General features: G+C 36.9%; 19 protein-coding genes. 8 read left to right on the forward strand and 11 right to left on the reverse strand.

The window, feature by feature from the left end:
- The first annotated feature begins 49 nt into the window (after positions 1-49).
- The gene (gene lepB, locus B4F31_RS08470; RefSeq protein WP_093302421.1) at positions 50-1,624 is read left to right on the forward strand and encodes a signal peptidase I; all 1,575 of its coding nucleotides are present in this window, start codon (positions 50-52) and stop codon (positions 1,622-1,624) included.
- Positions 1,625-2,275: a WbqC family protein gene (locus B4F31_RS08475; protein ID WP_093302419.1), complete on the forward strand. Its 651-nt coding sequence runs from the start codon at positions 1,625-1,627 to the stop codon at positions 2,273-2,275. It begins immediately after the preceding gene.
- On the opposite strand, the gene B4F31_RS08480 is transcribed toward B4F31_RS08475, so the two are convergent.
- The 7 genes from B4F31_RS08480 to B4F31_RS08510 form a co-directional block, all read right to left on the reverse strand.
- Positions 2,265-3,290, reverse strand: coding sequence for an endonuclease/exonuclease/phosphatase family protein (locus B4F31_RS08480; RefSeq protein ID WP_286761079.1), 1,026 nt, complete (start codon positions 3,288-3,290; stop codon positions 2,265-2,267). The genes B4F31_RS08475 and B4F31_RS08480 overlap by 11 nt on opposite strands.
- On the reverse strand, positions 3,291-4,205 hold the full coding sequence (locus B4F31_RS08485) for a rhomboid family intramembrane serine protease (protein ID WP_075326623.1): 915 nt from the start codon (positions 4,203-4,205) through the stop codon (positions 3,291-3,293).
- Positions 4,205-4,948: a rhomboid family intramembrane serine protease gene (locus B4F31_RS08490; RefSeq protein ID WP_075326622.1), complete on the reverse strand. Its 744-nt coding sequence runs from the start codon at positions 4,946-4,948 to the stop codon at positions 4,205-4,207. Before B4F31_RS08490 ends, B4F31_RS08485 begins: the two co-directional genes overlap by 1 nt.
- Positions 4,949-6,817, reverse strand: a complete 1,869-nt coding sequence (gene mutL, locus B4F31_RS08495) for a DNA mismatch repair endonuclease MutL (RefSeq protein WP_286761080.1) — start codon at positions 6,815-6,817, stop codon at positions 4,949-4,951.
- Positions 6,818-7,111 (reverse strand): hypothetical protein, encoded by a 294-nt coding sequence (locus B4F31_RS08500; RefSeq protein ID WP_093302413.1) that lies wholly within the window; start codon positions 7,109-7,111, stop codon positions 6,818-6,820.
- A 110-nt stretch (positions 7,112-7,221) separates the two neighbouring features.
- On the reverse strand, positions 7,222-7,719 hold the full coding sequence (gene ribH / locus B4F31_RS08505) for a 6,7-dimethyl-8-ribityllumazine synthase (protein WP_075326620.1): 498 nt from the start codon (positions 7,717-7,719) through the stop codon (positions 7,222-7,224).
- Positions 7,720-7,721: 2 nt separating this feature from the next.
- Positions 7,722-8,495 (reverse strand): tetratricopeptide repeat protein, encoded by a 774-nt coding sequence (locus tag B4F31_RS08510; RefSeq protein WP_286761081.1) that lies wholly within the window; start codon positions 8,493-8,495, stop codon positions 7,722-7,724.
- 146 nt (positions 8,496-8,641) lie between these two features.
- Between B4F31_RS08510 and recF the strand changes: the two genes are divergently transcribed.
- From recF to B4F31_RS08540, 6 genes are all read left to right on the forward strand, one after another.
- Positions 8,642-9,721: a DNA replication/repair protein RecF gene (gene recF / locus B4F31_RS08515; RefSeq protein WP_286761082.1), complete on the forward strand. Its 1,080-nt coding sequence runs from the start codon at positions 8,642-8,644 to the stop codon at positions 9,719-9,721.
- Complete coding sequence (locus B4F31_RS08520) at positions 9,718-10,152, forward strand: lipocalin family protein (RefSeq protein WP_083634172.1); 435 nt, start codon at positions 9,718-9,720, stop codon at positions 10,150-10,152. Before recF ends, B4F31_RS08520 begins: the two co-directional genes overlap by 4 nt.
- A complete protein-coding gene (locus B4F31_RS08525; RefSeq protein ID WP_075327954.1) occupies positions 10,136-10,432 on the forward strand; it encodes a DUF721 domain-containing protein in 297 nt (98 codons plus the stop codon). The genes B4F31_RS08520 and B4F31_RS08525 overlap by 17 nt, the downstream gene beginning before the upstream one ends.
- A gap of 10 nt (positions 10,433-10,442) precedes the next feature.
- On the forward strand, positions 10,443-11,015 hold the full coding sequence (locus B4F31_RS08530) for a pseudouridine synthase (protein ID WP_286761083.1): 573 nt from the start codon (positions 10,443-10,445) through the stop codon (positions 11,013-11,015).
- 76 nt (positions 11,016-11,091) lie between these two features.
- On the forward strand, positions 11,092-11,883 hold the full coding sequence (locus B4F31_RS08535) for a HipA family kinase (RefSeq protein WP_286761084.1): 792 nt from the start codon (positions 11,092-11,094) through the stop codon (positions 11,881-11,883).
- Positions 11,861-12,244, forward strand: a complete 384-nt coding sequence (locus tag B4F31_RS08540) for a DUF3037 domain-containing protein (protein WP_286761085.1) — start codon at positions 11,861-11,863, stop codon at positions 12,242-12,244. Before B4F31_RS08535 ends, B4F31_RS08540 begins: the two co-directional genes overlap by 23 nt.
- A 137-nt stretch (positions 12,245-12,381) precedes the next feature.
- Here the strand turns inward: B4F31_RS08540 and wrbA are convergent, their stop codons facing one another.
- The 4 genes from wrbA to B4F31_RS08560 form a co-directional block, all read right to left on the reverse strand.
- Positions 12,382-12,984 carry an NAD(P)H:quinone oxidoreductase gene (gene wrbA / locus B4F31_RS08545; RefSeq protein WP_286761086.1) on the reverse strand — a complete coding sequence of 201 codons (603 nt, stop codon included), beginning with the start codon at positions 12,982-12,984 and terminating at the stop codon, positions 12,382-12,384.
- Positions 12,985-13,070: 86 nt separating this feature from the next.
- The gene (gene ggt, locus B4F31_RS08550; protein WP_286761087.1) at positions 13,071-14,789 is read right to left on the reverse strand and encodes a gamma-glutamyltransferase; all 1,719 of its coding nucleotides are present in this window, start codon (positions 14,787-14,789) and stop codon (positions 13,071-13,073) included.
- Between the two features lie 149 nt (positions 14,790-14,938).
- Positions 14,939-15,508 carry a biliverdin-producing heme oxygenase gene (locus B4F31_RS08555; RefSeq protein ID WP_286761088.1) on the reverse strand — a complete coding sequence of 190 codons (570 nt, stop codon included), beginning with the start codon at positions 15,506-15,508 and terminating at the stop codon, positions 14,939-14,941.
- Complete coding sequence (locus B4F31_RS08560) at positions 15,495-16,049, reverse strand: response regulator (protein WP_286761089.1); 555 nt, start codon at positions 16,047-16,049, stop codon at positions 15,495-15,497. The genes B4F31_RS08555 and B4F31_RS08560 overlap by 14 nt, the downstream gene beginning before the upstream one ends.
- Between the last annotated feature and the right edge of the window lie 23 nt (positions 16,050-16,072).

Consider the following 16,072-nt stretch of genomic DNA (forward strand, 5'->3'; position numbering starts at 1 on the left):
AATAGTAACAAACACTGGATTTTGTTACTAATAAGCAAAGAATAAAAATATGACGTTTACACAATGGTTTCTGTTTTTTCTCCTGGTTCAGATTATTCACTTTGCAGGTACCTGGAAACTTTATCAAAAAGCGGGAAGACAAGCCTGGGAAGCCGCAATTCCTATTTATAATGCAGTAATTTTAATGAAAATTATAAACCGCCCTTGGTGGTGGGTAATTCTTCTTTTTATTCCTATTGTAAACCTTATTATGTTCCCGGTAATTTGGGTAGAAACCATAAGAAGTTATGGCCGGCATAGCACTACCGATACCATTTTAGCTATTATAACACTCGGTTTCTACATCTACTATATAAATTATGCAACTGATGTAAAATATATTGAAGATAGAAGCTTAAAACCCAGGACTGCCGCCGGCGAATGGATAAGCTCTATACTATTTGCAGTAATTGCCGCCACCATAGTGCATACTTATGTAATGCAACCTTTTACCATCCCAACGGCCTCTTTAGAAAAAACTTTATTAGTAGGTGATTTCCTTTTTGTAAGTAAGTTTCATTATGGAGCACGCCTGCCAAGAACGGCGGTGGCGTTTCCCATGGTGCACGATACTATACCTGTATTGGGTGTAAAATCTTATTTAACAAAACCTCAAATTCCATATTTGAGATTACCGGGATTTGAAGAAATAGAGCGCAATGATATTGTAGTCTTTAACTGGCCGGTAGATACTGTAAATGCTTTTCAGCAATATGGTGATGGGAAATATTATTACAAACCCATAGATAAAAAATCTAATTACGTAAAACGTGCGGTAGGAATTCCGGGGGATTCGCTGGAGGTTCGTGCAGGAAAAGTTGTGGTAAATAACGAGCCGCTTCAGCTTCCGGGACGTGCAAAAACTCAGTTCACTTATATTGGTACTACCAACGGGCAGGGTTTCAATCCCAGGTATTTATATGAAGAATATGATATTACCGATGGTTATTACCACAACCCTAATACCAATCAATTTTATATAAAAGCCTTAACCGAAGACGCATATAACCGAATTAAAAATCATCCCAACGTTACCAGTATTGAAAGATATTCTGACTCATTAGGCTCAAAAGATCGAAGCATTTTTCCGAATAATGGAAAACTGAATTGGAATAACGATTATATGGGGCCAATTTACATTCCTGAAGAAGGGGTGACGATAGATCTTACTGCAGAATCAATGCCTTTTTATAAGCGAATTATAGAAACTTACGAAGGCAGTGAGATGGGAATTAACAATAAACTCAGTCTTAATGGGACCCAGGTTTTATTAAACGGCCAACCCGTAAATTCTTACACCTTTAAGCAAAATTATTACTGGATGATGGGTGACAATCGCCATAACAGTGAAGACAGCCGTACGTGGGGATTTGTTCCAGAAAATCATGTGGTGGGAAAACCTGTATTTGTATGGATGAGTTGGGATGCCAATGCCCAGGGCTTCTTTAATAAAATTAGATGGGATCGCGTTTTTACCACCGTTAAAGGTGACGCTACACCCACCTCATACCTACCCTATTTCCTAATAATTGTAGTAATACTTATCGCTTTTAATTACTTCAAAAAACGCAGGAAAAACGCTTAAATGGAAAAAATTTTAATACATCCGGCCTATTTTGGGCCGGTTTCTCAGTTTGTTGCGCTGGTAAAAGCTAATAAAGTCTTTTTTGAAAATGAAGACAATTACCAGAAACAAACCTATAGAAACCGGATGTATATCTATGACTCCAATGGTAAATTATTGCTGAATATTCCTATTAAACATCGCTCAGCCCTAACTGGGGAGCCGAAAGAATCAGGGAAACACCAGTTATATAAAGAAGTAAAAATTGAAAATGATTTTGAATGGCAAAAGCAGCATTGGAGAGCTTTAAAAGCTTCTTACCAAACTTCGCCATTTTTTGAATTTTATGAGGATGAAATTTATCCGCTTTATCATAAGAAATTTAATTACTTAATGGATTTCAATTATGCTTGTCTGGAATTTGTAACAGATTCGCTTCAACTAGATTTAGATTTTGAGAAAACTTCAGAATTCATTCTTTATCCAGAAGATAAAAAAGACCTAAGAACATTGATTAATGCTAAGGGAAAATTGAAATTTCAGCAGGAAGAATACACCCAGGTTTTTAAAGAAAAACACGGGTTTTTATCTAATTTAAGTATTCTGGATCTTCTTTTTAATGAAGGGCCAAATACCACCAATTATCTGGAAGCACAGGAACTTAAATTTTAATTCTGGTTAATATTGGATAGTGATCTGAAAGTTCATTTTTAAAACGGGCATAATCGTTTATTTGAATGTTATTATCTATCCAGATAAAATCTATTCTTAAAGGGAAATAATTTAATTTAAATGTTTGTCCAAAACCTTCACCAGAATGCAAAAAAGCATCGGTAAACCTGTCATCTTTATTTAACATTTCATACACATAAGAGAAAGCAGTATTGTTAAAGTCTCCGGCGATAATTGTTTTATAAGGAGTTTTGTTCACTTTTTCCATCATCATTTCAGCCTGCTCCTGTTGTAAACTAAAACCCTGCCCTATTCTACCAAGCAATTTCTTAGAATCTGCTTTACGTAAATCTTCAATTTCGGGTTTAATATTCAGCGATTGAAAATGAACATTAAAAATACGCAATGTATCTTTTTTCACTACCACATCGGTATAGATAGAATTATTATTCCCATTATGCGGAAAATCTATAGAAGATTGTTCAATTATTGGATATTTAGAGAAAATGGCCATCCCAAACTCAGAATTCCTTCCTTTTTTATGTACAAATTTATAAGGGTATATTTCCTTGAATCCGGTTTCGTCTACGGTATGCTCCTGCGTGAGTAAAATATCCGGATTTTTATCTTTTACAAAATTGGTAATTTTCTCTGGAATGTTTTTTTCATCAGTCCATCCATAAGAATTAAACATTCTAACATTATAGCTCATAATACTCAGCTCATCATCAGAGGTTAGTGTATCACCGCTAAACTGGTAAAGATTGGTCACATAATTATAACCTATCAGTAAAATGATAAAAGATAACAGAAATTGCCTTTTCAACCTTATAATCCAATAAACCATAAAAACCAGGTTTATTAAGATTAAAACCGGTACCCCAAGACTTAAAACAGAAAGTAATGGAAAAGATTTTGGAGGAATAAAAGCAAGCAAATAAGATAATAAAAGCGCCGTAGCAGCAAGGGAATTAAAGATAAAAATGATCTTATCTATGAGTCCAAGATTCTTCATTTAATCTTCTTTACCGGCTTTAAATAGAAAATCTTTCTCGCTTTTGCTCAAACTATCGTAACCGCTTTTGCTTATTTTATCTAAAATGGCATCAATTTGCTTTTGTTTTTCATCTTTATCCAGCTTTTTAGAAGAAGAAGATTTACGAGGTCCCGAGCCAGATTTTTTATCTGAAGTTTTTCGGTACACCGTTTTCATTTTGGCTTTGCGCTCGGTAGGTTGAAACATAGCCGCAAAGCTGTCCATTATTTTCTCAAACCAGGAACCAATATCATTCCCTTTTTGTAATTGTTTAGTATAAGTATAGCCTAAAGCCGCTCCACCGAGGTGAGCTAAATGCCCCCCGGCATTCCCCATTGGAATCTGAATAACATCCAGGGCCACTAAAAAAGCGGCGATATACCAGAATTTGATACTTCCTATTAAGAGAAGTCTTACCCGCATATTTGGAATATAAGTAGCAATACCCACTAAAACTGCCATCACCCCGGCAGAGGCTCCTATTAAATAAGATCTTCCGGTCGCTTCAAATGCGGGAAATAAATTATAACTAAGCATATAAACCAAAGCGCCCATAATCACTCCTAAAAAGAAATAATTAAGCAATCTTTTTGGCGAAAAATAGTTTAAAAAATAAATTCCGGAAAAGTATAAAATGAGCATATTAGAAAGAATATGCCAAATCCCGCCGTGTAAAAAAGAATAGGTAATAATAGACCAGGGCTTAAAAATAAACTCTCCTAATTCCTTCGGAAAAGAAAACCACTCCAGTAAAAAATCTGATGGTAACTGAAATAGAAAGGTTAAGGTTCTAAAAAGATAAAACAAGATAAAAACCAACACATTAATTGCGATTAGTTTTTCAACTACCGTGGCGGTTTGTAGTTTGTATTTAAATTTATCAGATCCTTTCATCAATCCCAGCGATTTTGGTTAAACTGGTTTTTCTTCCAGTACCACATCATAATAAAGCCGAACAGGGCTCCACCGATGTGGGCAAAGTGAGCAATACCTCCTCCAAATAACGAATATCCGGTTAATCCTGAAAATAAATCAAGTAAAATAAGTGCAGGAATAAAGAATTTTGCCTTAATAGGAACCGGTACAAATAAAAGGAATAATTCTACATTGGGAAACATCATTCCAAAAGCAACAAGAATTCCATAGATAGCACCCGATGCACCAACCGCAGGTGTATTCACGCTTTGATATAATCCCTGAAGCGTTTCCCGGGGTACAGACTCAAGTATTGCGGTAGAATATTCTCCCGTTTTAAGCAATTGTTCTATACTTCCCATACTCATTCCTGCATCTAAGAGCGCATTATAACCGGTTTTAAATTCAATATAATTTACCAGTGTATGTAAAAATGCAGCTCCAAGCCCTGCCGAAAAGTAGAAGAAAATAAACTTCTTTTGCCCCAGCATTTGTTCTATAGGGCCACCAAACGCCCAAAGTGCATACATATTAAAAACAATATGCATAAGGCCGCCGTGCATAAACATATGGGTAACAAACTGCCACGCCATAAAATTATCGTTCTCAAAGAACCAAAGTGCAAATAACTGGTAGGCATAATCGCCCAGAAACTGGCTACCAACAAAAAAGATGATGTTGATTATTAAAAGTACTTTTACAGTTTCGGTAATTCTTCCCATTTACATAAATTTTTTGTCCAGTTCGTCTACAGTTAAAGTAACGAAAACCGATCTGTTAGACGGGCTTAACCCGGGTTCTTTACAAGCAAACAACCTGTTAACGATATGCTGCTGCTCGGTATTGTTTAATAAGGTGCCAGATTTTACCGCCATTCCCTTTGCGAGCGACTTTGCCAGTAAATCGGTTTGAGAAAAACCATTATCGGGAACATCGTTTTCAAAATCGGCAATAAGTTGTTCCAGTAATATTTCTACTTCACTTTCTGAAATAAGCGTTGGAATTCCTACAATTTCTACGGAATCACTTTTTACTTCAGAAAATACAAATCCTGTTTGTTCCAGAGAATCCTGTAATTGTTTTAATATCTCAATTTCGTGAGTATTAAACTGAAGGTTTAACGGAAACAACAACTGTTGGCTCACCGCGGCTGAAACGGTAATATTTTTCAGCATCTCTTCATATAATATCCTGGTGTGGGCCCGGTGTTGATCTATTACTAAAATCCCGCTCTTCAGCGTACTTACAATATATTTTTTATGAAGCTGAAAGGTAGATTTTTCTTCTTTATCTTCAGAAGGCTGGAATAAATTTCCTGTTACTTCTTCACTTTCAAATTCTATTTCCCTAAAATCTGCATCCGGCTTAGGGGTGTCTTCGGTTTGCAAACCGGTGTATAAACTTTCCCAACTTTCTTTCCGCTCTTTTTTAAAGTTTGAAGAAAAGGAGTTTGAACCCGTTCTATGGGTCCTTGTATTTTCTTCCCGAAATGGATTAAAATTACGATCTACTTCTACCTGCGGTACTTCAGCAGATCTGTTTTTATAATCATAAGGCGTGTCCAGGTTTGCATCGCGATCAAAATCCAGGACAGGAGCTACATTAAATTGCCCCAAACTATGTTTGATCGCGCTTCTTAAAATTGCATAAAGCGCGTGTTCATCGTCAAACTTTATTTCAGTTTTAGTAGGATGAATATTGATATCTATACTTTTTGGATCAACCTTTAAGAAAAGAAAATAACTGGGATAAGATTTATCTTTTAATAAACCTTCAAAAGCGGCTACTACGGCGTGATTTAAGTAAGGACTTTTTATAAACCTATTATTTACAAAAAAGAATTGTTCTCCCCGTGATTTTTTGGCAAACTCAGGTTTCCCTACAAATCCCGAAATTTCAACAATCTCAGTCTCCTCGGTTACCGGCACCAATTTTTCGTTGGTTTTTCCTCCAAAAATATTAGTAATTCGCTGCCTGTGATTAGTCTCCGGAAGTTGAAAAAGTTCACTCCCGTTATGAAATAACGAAAAAGCAATTTGTGGATGCGCCAAAGCCACCCTTTGAAATTCGTCTATAATATGCCGTGTTTCTACCGCGTCAGATTTCAGGAAATTTCTTCTTGCCGGAATATTATAAAACAGGTTTTTTACACTTACCGAAGTTCCTTTTGGGCAAACACAAACATCCTGATTGGCAACTTTACTGCCTTCAACTTTAATTTGTGTTCCAACTTCATCATCTTCAGGTTTAGTCTTTAATTCTACGTGGGCAATCGCAGCAATAGAAGCCAGGGCTTCTCCCCTAAAGCCTTTGGTTTGCAAACTAAAAAGATCTTCAGCAGCTTTAATTTTTGACGTAGCGTGACGTTCAAAACACATCCTGGCATCGGTAAGGCTCATTCCCTTCCCATCATCAACCACCTGGATAAGGGTTTTTCCCGCATCTTTAATTACCACCTGGATATTTCCAGAACCAGCATCAATAGCATTTTCAACCAATTCTTTAACCACCGAAGCAGGGCGTTGCACCACTTCCCCGGCAGCAATCTGGTTCGCTACATGGTCTGGTAAAAGTTGAATTATATCTGTCATTTAGGGTTGATTGGAAAAGATGGACAGATCAAAGTCAATTATCCATAGAAAAATAAGAACCAGCACCATAATAATAATGAGCAATCGCTTATTGATCTCCCGGTTTCCCCGGGTTCTACTTGATTTACGCACTTCAGCCCATTGAGAGCCAAAATCTATGGCATTTGTAGTTTCTTTATACTTACTAAATTTTGAATCAAAACTATAAATATTACCCGTATCCTTCCCCTTATAATAACGTGGGGTGTAATTATACCGGGCATTCTTTCTGGGTTTATGAATTTTGATTTTCAAAATATGTTGATTTTCTGTGGTAGTTCAAATTTACTCAAATTGCTTCAAAAAACCGAAGCGAACGAGCTTAAAAAGAAATCAACAATAATAATGCCGATGTATATTTTTATTTAAAATCTGGCGTCCTGGCGTAATTTAGCCATTTTAATAGCAGCTATGGCAGCTTCAGTACCTTTATTACCGTGCTTGCCGCCACTTCTATCAATGGCCTGTTGCATATTTTGATCGGTTAAAACACAAAAGATAATTGGAGTATCGTTTTGTACATTCAAGTCTTTTATACCCTGGGTAACGCCTTCACAAACAAAATCAAAATGTTTTGTCTCTCCCTCAATTACGCTTCCAATGGCAATAATCGCATCAAGCATATCATAACTTTCCTGCATTTTTTTGCAACCGTAAATAAGTTCAAAACTGCCGGGTACATTCCACCGAACAATTCTCTTTTCCTGCACCTTATTCTCTATAAGCGCGTTAAAAGCGCCTTCATAAAGGCCTTCGGTAATTTTATCGTTCCATTCTGAAACAACAATCCCGATGCGAAAATCACTCGCATCGGGAAGTTGGTCTTTATCGTAATCTGAAAGGTTATTTCCTTCTGTAGCCATAATTATTGTTTTGCAGCGCGAGCCTGCCCCATATAGATTGGCACCTGCTCAGCTTCTGGAGCTTCTGGATACTCATCCTTTATTTTCTGAAGGTGTTCTTCAGCTTCAGCTGGTTGCCCTACTTCTAAAGCGGTAATTGCTGCTTTAAGTAAAAATTTTGGTGTTGTAAACTCGTTAGAACGCATAGAAGCGGCTTTTTCATAATAATCTAAAGCTTCTTCCGGCTGTTCCAGTTGCATAAAAGCATCTCCAATTCCTCCTGTAGCTAAAGCTGCCAATACTTCGTCTTCACTATTAAAATCTTCAAGATAATTGATAGCTTCCTGGTAGTTTCCTGTATTCAAATAAGCAAAACCGGCATTGTAAGTTGCAAGGTTTGCTGCATCGGTACTTCCATAATTATCTATAATATCAAGAAAACCGTATTTCCCTTCACCACCATTTAAAGACATCGTGAAAAGTGAATCGCGCTCAGCGCCAGATGCGTTTAAAGCCGAAGCAAAATAGTTTTGAGCCTGAGCCATTTCATTGGCCGCTTCTTCCTGTTTTGGTTCACTTACAAAACGTTCGTAACCAAGGTAACCTAAAACGGCTACGATTGCTACTCCAACAATGATATAAATATACTTTTGATTTTCTGCTACCCAGGTTTCGGTCCTGCCAGCACCTTCGTCAAGAGTGTTAAATACTTCAGCAGTTGTAGATTCGTCTTCTACCTGTTTCTGCTGTTCTTCCTTATTAGATGGTTTATATCCTTTTTTCTTGTAAGTTGCCATAAAAACTGTTTAATGCGTGGCAAAAATATGATTTTTATTCAAAATTAAAAGGGAAATTATTTGTATTTTTTTAATATTTTCGGGTCATTCGCTTTACTTTCAGAAATCTATTATACAAATATCAAAAAGCTGAACAACAGCATTTTATGTTTTTAAAACAACTCTCTTTAGTTAATTACAAAAACCTGGATTCAGCTTCTTTCGAGTTTGACACGAAAATAAATTGTTTTGTAGGCAATAATGGCGTTGGTAAAACCAACGTTTTAGACAGTATTTATCATTTGGCTTTTGGAAAAAGCTATTTTAACCCAATTACCAGCCAAAACATTAATCACGATGCCGATTTTTTTGTGGTTGAAGGGCAGTTTGAAAAATCACAAAAAGAGGAACAAATATTAGTAAGCGCTAAACGCGGACAAAAGAAAGTTATAAAGCGGAACAATAAGCCCTATGAAAAATTCATTGATCATATTGGCTTTATTCCTACGGTAATTATTTCCCCGGCCGATCGTGACCTTATAATAGAAGGAAGCGAAACCCGCCGAAAATTTATGGATGGTGTGATCTCCCAGAGTGATAATGTTTATCTCAATAAACTTATTCATTACGGAAAGATAAATGCACAGCGTAATTCTTTGCTAAAATACTTTGCCGCAAATCATAGTTTTGATCGTGATACTTTAGAAGTTTATAATCTTCAGCTTAGTGAGCTTGGCCAGTATATATTCGAAAAAAGGAAAGCCTTTTTAGAAGAATTCATTCCTATTTTTAATAAACGCTATGCTGATATTACAAAAAACAAGGAACAGGTAGATATTAGTTATAAAAGTCAGCTGTTTGATAGTGTTTTAGCTTCTTTACTTGAAGCAAACCTTCAAAAGGATATGGCCTTACAATATACCAGCGTTGGCACACATAAAGACGATCTAAGTTTTGAAATTGAAGGTCATCCTATAAAAAAATTCGGCTCCCAGGGGCAACAAAAATCTTTTTTGGTAGCCTTAAAGTTGGCGCAATTCGATTTTATTAAAGCTATAAGTAAAGTAAATCCAATTTTACTGCTCGATGATATTTTCGATAAATTAGACGAGCAACGTGTGGCACATATTGTAGCTTTGGTGGCCACAGATCAATTGGGTCAAATTTTTATTAGTGACACTCACGCAGACCGTACAGAAGCTGTGGTTAAAAGCAGTAATCAATCTTATAAACTCTTTAAATTGTGAATAAAAAAATTCTTTTTTTCCTCTTCGGAATCGTACTTTTAGGATGCGCGAAAAACAACCCTGAAGAACAGTTAGAACACCTTACCGGTTACTGGGAAATTGATCGCGTAGAGATTACAGAAGATTCAGTAATTAACTACAAGGTGAATGCCACGGTAGATTATATTGAATTTGATGGCGAAGAAGGCTTTCGCAAAAAGGTTAAGCCGCAATTTGATGGCAGTTATAAGACTAGTGAAGATATAGAAGAAATTTCAGCACAAATAGAAAACGACAGTTTGCGTTTACATTATAAAACTCCATTTGACGAATGGACCGAGACCGTAATTTCTGCTGAAGAAGATAAGTTTAGTGTACTAAACCGGGACGGGAAAATTTACCATTACACAAAATTCACCTCCTTATTAGATGAAAATGAAGAAGAGAAATAGTGAAAATCAAAGTTTAAGCGAAGTTTTAAAAGAATTTGTAGACCATAACAAACTTCAGGGTGGTCTTGATAAAGTTAGCGTTAAAGATGTCTGGTACCGTGAAATGGGTCCTGCAATAGAAAAATATACTACAGCCATAAAACTTCAAAACGAAACACTTTTCGTGCAATTAAGCTCTTCGGTTTTAAGGGAAGAACTTAGTTATGGTAAAGAAAAAATAATCAATATGCTAAACCGGGAATTAGGAAAAGACCTGATTAAAAAACTGGTTTTACGATAAAATTATCCCCGTGCACCGCCATTTCAAAATCTATAAACCCTACGGTTATTTAAGTCAGTTTATCACTAATGAACGTCCCAGGAAGAAAAAGAAACTTTTGGGAGATTTAGGTAATTTCCCTGCGGAAACAATGTCGGTTGGCCGGCTGGATCAGGATTCAGAGGGTTTGCTTTTTCTTACCACCAGTGGCAAAGTAAGCGCCAAAGTGAACGGGAACAAAATTGAAAAAGAATATTACGTTCAGGTAGATGGACAAATTACTTCTGAAGCTATTGAACAACTAAAAAACGGGGTAGAAATAAGCATTAACGGTAAAAGCTATGAAACGCTTCCCTGCAAAGCATTTATCCTGGAAGAAAGACCCACTTTCCCCGAAAGAGCAAAGAAAATTAGGGATGAGCGCCATGGCCCTACCAGCTGGATTTCCATAACACTCACAGAAGGTAAATTCCGCCAGGTGAAAAAAATGACTGCCGCTGTTGGTTTTCCTACCTTAAGATTGGTGCGCGTAAGGATTGGAAACGAAAAACTTGAAGGGATGGATGCCGGGGAAGTTATAGAACTTTCAGAATTTTCTCTTTAAATATTACTTTATTAACCAATTGTCCATTATCTCAAATTGAGCCATAAACCTTAACTTTGACGCTTTATAACAATTTATGCAAAAAGCAGAATTAAGAACGGTTACGGTAACCCGCTATATCACTCCACTAAGGGAAGGTGGCTCGTTGCCGGCACTCACCGAAGCTGACGATGATTTTAAATATGTGCTGAAATTTAAAGGTGCAGGCCACGGAGTAAAAGCTTTAATCGCTGAACTTCTAGGGAGCGAAATTGCCCGCGCGTTGGGCTTTAAGGTGCCAGAACTCGTTTATGCTAATTTAGATGAAGCTTTTGGAAGAACAGAAGGCGATGAAGAAATTCAGGATCTATTACAAGCCAGCCAGGGATTAAACCTGGCGCTCCATTTTTTATCTGGTGCCATAAATTTTGATCCCGTGGTGACCGAAGTTGATGAATTTGAAGCTTCAAAAATAGTTTGGCTTGATGCTTTTATTACCAATGTAGATCGCACCTATAGGAATACCAACATGCTAATATGGCACAAAGAATTATGGCTTATAGATCACGGAGCCTCATTTTATTTTCACCACTCGTGGACTAATGTTCAGGAAAAAGCAAAAACGCCCTTCAGCTTTATTAAAGATCACGTGTTACTTCCAAGAGCCAATAAGTTGCAGGAAGCCGATGAGTATTGCAGGAAATTAATTACTCCCGAAAAAATAAAAGAAATTGTATCCTTACTGCCTTCAGAATGGCTACAATGGGAAGATACCGATGAAACGGAAGAAGAAATTAAAAATGTTTATACGCAGTTCTTAACAACTAGACTCGCACATTCAGAAATTTTTATAAAAGAAGCAGAAAATGCAAGAAAAGCACTTATATGAATATGCTGTAATTAGGCTGGTGCCTAAGGTTGAACGCGAAGAATTTCTAAACGTGGGGATTATCTTGTTTAGCAAACAGTCTAAATATTTAAAAGCTTTATTTGAAGTGGATGAAAAGCGATTGGCTGTTTTTGGCAAAGATCTGGATAAAGATGAACTTTGCAATAATCTTGATTCTTTTAAAAAGATTTGCGAAGGAAGTAAAAATGGCGGCCCCATTGCGCAGCTAGATTTAGCTTCCAGGTTTAGATGGCTTACCGCGGTGCGCAGCTCTATAATTCAAACTTCACGACCACATCCTGGAATGACCAGTGATCTTGATAAAACTTTAAATAGGCTTTTTACCGAACTTGTTTTATAAAAAAGAGATTATTTGAAGACTTAAAATTGTCATCCTGAACTTGTTTCAGGATCTAAGTAGTTATCAAACTAGAAGCTGAAACAAGTTCAGCTTGACGACTCAACATTTTCAAATAATCCCTCTTTAAGATTTATTTTCTAGCTCTTAAACTTTGCGGCCATTTCTACCGTTCTTTTTACCTGGTGATTTACTGCTTTTTTAATATTGTCGCCGGGAGCATTCCCATCTGCAGTTACACTAATTCCGTAAGGGTTTCCTCCGGCTTCGAATAAGCAAGGATCTGTATAACCCGGAGCTACAATTATAGATCCCCAGTGCATTACAGTTTTATAAAGAGAAAGCAAAGTGGCTTCCTGGCCTCCGTGTGGGTTTGCAGCACTCGTCATTCCGCTCACAATTTTATTGGCTAATTTTCCGCTAGACCAAAGTCCGCCGGTAGTATCAAAAAATGCCTGTAATTGTGATGGTAAGTTTCCATAACGCGTTGGGGTGCTAAAAATAATAGCATCTGCCCATTCAAGATCGTCTAATTCTGCGGTGGGAAAGTCTTTATTTTCTTCGGCATATTTTTTCCAGGATTCATTCTGGTTTATCGCTTCCTTTGGCGCCGTTTCCTGAATTTTTTTTACCCTAACTTCTGCTGCTCCCGCTTGTTTTGCCGCTTCCCCGGCCCATTGTGCTAATTGGTGATTTGTGCCAGTGGCACTATAAAATATCACTGCTACTTTTGGTTGACTCATAATTTATCTTTTAAAATTGATTAATCTTTTCAGATAAATATAAAACAAAATAAAGCGAATAGTTCTAAGGTTATTATAAAATTGAATTAAAATCCGGAGGCTTTACCATCATAGCTACGGGAATCTGCAGCGCCATAAATTAAATTATTTTCCCAATCTATATAAATACCCATTGCCTGTCCCTGGTTTCCTGCTTCATAAATTTCGTGTCCCATTTCTTCATAAATACGTTTTGTATCGGGAGAAATCCCCCAATCTTCAAACCGCGTACGGTTGGGGAGCCATTGGTGATGAATTCTAGGAGATTCAATAGCTTCAGCTACATTCATTTTATGATCTATGGTATTTACAATTACCTGTAGCACAGTATTAATAATAGTTCTTCCGCCGGGACTACCTATTACCAAAAGTGGTTTACCGTCTTTTGCTACAATGGTAGGCGTCATACTGGAAAGCATACGTTTTTCGGGAGCAACTAAATTAGGTTCTGTTCCAATTAGTCCGCGAGTATCTGTATGTCCGGGAATTGGATTAAAATCGCCCATTTCGTTATTCAGCAGAAAACCTGCGCCCTCTACCACGATTTTAGAGCCGTAACTTCGTTCTAGAGTATAGGTTAACGAAACCGCATTTCCCTCATTATCTACTACTGAAATATGGGTGGTTTGCGGACTTTCATATTGTAAATGTGCATTATTAAAATTGGCAGAATCACTTATAGAAGCTTTTTTAATTTCAATACCATCCCGCAACTCAGCAGCATATTTCTTAGAGATTATTTTTTCTATAGGCATTTCAGGATTAAAATTAGGATCTCCTAAATAGAGGGCCCTGTCGGCATATGCTCTGCGCATGGCTTCGGTAAGTAAATGCAGGGAAGCCGCAGAATTATGTCCAGCTTCTTCTAAATTGAAACCTTCCAGAATATTCAGCATTTCTATAAGAGCTACTCCCCCTGAACTTGGCGGAGGCATAGCAACTATTTCGTGACCACGGTAAGTACCAGTAACAGGTTCCAGCTCTTCAGCTTTATATTTTGCAAGATCCTCTTCAGTGATAAGTCCGCCGTGTTTTTTCATAAAATCAGCGATCAATTTTGCTGTTTTTCCTTTATAAAAACCTTCCGCTCCATTTTTCTGAATTCGCTTTAAAGTTTTAGCAAGGTCAGGTTGCTTCCAGGTTTCTCCAGGCTTATAAACTTCCTCTCCATTTTTAAGAAAAGCTTTAGCGGTGGCCGCATACAAAGCATCATCTTTTTTATCCTTTACCCAATTTAGAAACCAGTTCATATTATAGGTAGATTCAAAACCGTTCTCAGCAAGTTCTATGGCAGGCTGTAAAAGTTCTTGCCAGGGCAAACTTCCCATTTTCTGATGCGCATCATAAAGTCCCGCAACTGTGCCTGGCACTCCAACGGAAAGTAAACCTTCGTGATTAGAATTGTCCTTAATCTTTCCATCTTTTCCTAAAAACATATTTGGAGTAGACGATAAAGGTGCTTTTTCACGAAAATTAAAAGAAGTTTTATCACCGTTACTCCCGTGATAAACCAAAAAACCACCTCCACCAAGATTTCCTGCGGAAGGCAGAGTAACAGCGAGTGCAAAAGCCGTTGCTACACCGGCGTCTATGGCATTACCTCCTTGGGCTAAAATATCTCGCCCCACTTCTGAAGCAAGATAATGACTGGTAACAACCATTCCATTTTCTGCCCTTACAGGCGTGCGGCCAGATTGTGCTACACTTAAAAAATTAAAACTGAACGCCAGAAAAAGGAAAAACAAAGGTTTAAACTTATGTTTCATATATTTTGGAAGCTTGGGTTATAGAATCTTATATATTTCGATATATGTAGTATAAAATCGAATAGAACAAGGAAATTTAAATTCCATTATTGGGTAAACCTAAAGAAAAAGGTGGCAGAAAACAAGACCAAAAAATAAAATATAAGAAATTAAGTATTTTGGGGAATAACTGAAGTTTCCCTAAAAACAAGCCCAAAAAATTCAAAAGTCTCCTGAGCTTTTTTAGAAGCTATCGCAATTTGAGCTTCATTAAAATCTTCAGCTTTAAGTTCTTTTACAAATTTATTCCAGGATTTCACTCCATCACGATCGCCATTAAAAAAATATGGCTTAGATATCTGAGCTAAATTAGGGCAATTAGGAATTTCTTTGGAAATATAAATTCCGCCTAAGGCAGAACCTAAAACTACGTAAGCCGCTCCCACGCCTTCTTCACCCGATGTGATGCTAAATTTACCCTGAAATTCTTCAGAAATTGAGGTATCAACATTCAAATTTTCAAGATCTTTTGCAAGCTGATCGCTTTTATCTGTTTTGTAGGCTGGGATAAATTTAGAAATTTCAGCTTCGGTAATTTTATAGGCAATATAATTCTGCAGTAATAAAAGTTTATAATCCTCCAGGCTTATTTCGTGCGAAATAATCTTCCGAGCAAGATTTTCTTTTTCCAGTTCTTCGTGTAATTTCTGGGTAGCATTTCTAAGGTTATTCAGCATCATCTACACTAAATTTATCAAGGTTCTTCCTTATTTTTGCAATATTTTCCCGCTGTTCTTTATCATCGGCTTTCATACTGTCCAGATAACTATAAATTTGGTGAACGGCTATTTTATTTTTTCTAATTCTTTCCCTTAATTCGTCGTGCTGTACCATATTATAGATCGCCTGTTTTAATAAAGGCTCTAATTTTTCGGCAAGAACACTCATATGCTTTTTCAAAATAAAACCTGAAGCTCCAGAAAGAATAGTATCGGCCGCAAGTTCATCATCGTCTAAGGCTCCGGTAACAAAAATTAGCGGAATAGTTTCATCTATAGATTTTGCTAACTGCATAATATCAAGACCTGTGCCGGTGGGAAGGTTATAATCTGAAATTATCACATCGGGCAAAAAGCTGGTAAATATTCCTTCAAAACCCGGTAAATCTTTAACCACTTTTATCTGGGGTTTTTCTACAATTTTAGCAATTTGTCTTTTTATTAAAACTGCATCGGTTTCCTCATCTTCCACCAGAATTATGCGCAACGGGGTTTTAATCATTACTTCTAAATTTTTACAAAAAT

It is taken from the genome of Salegentibacter sp. UBA1130 (assembly GCF_002311535.1).
In the GTDB taxonomy this organism is placed as follows: domain Bacteria; phylum Bacteroidota; class Bacteroidia; order Flavobacteriales; family Flavobacteriaceae; genus Salegentibacter; species Salegentibacter agarivorans.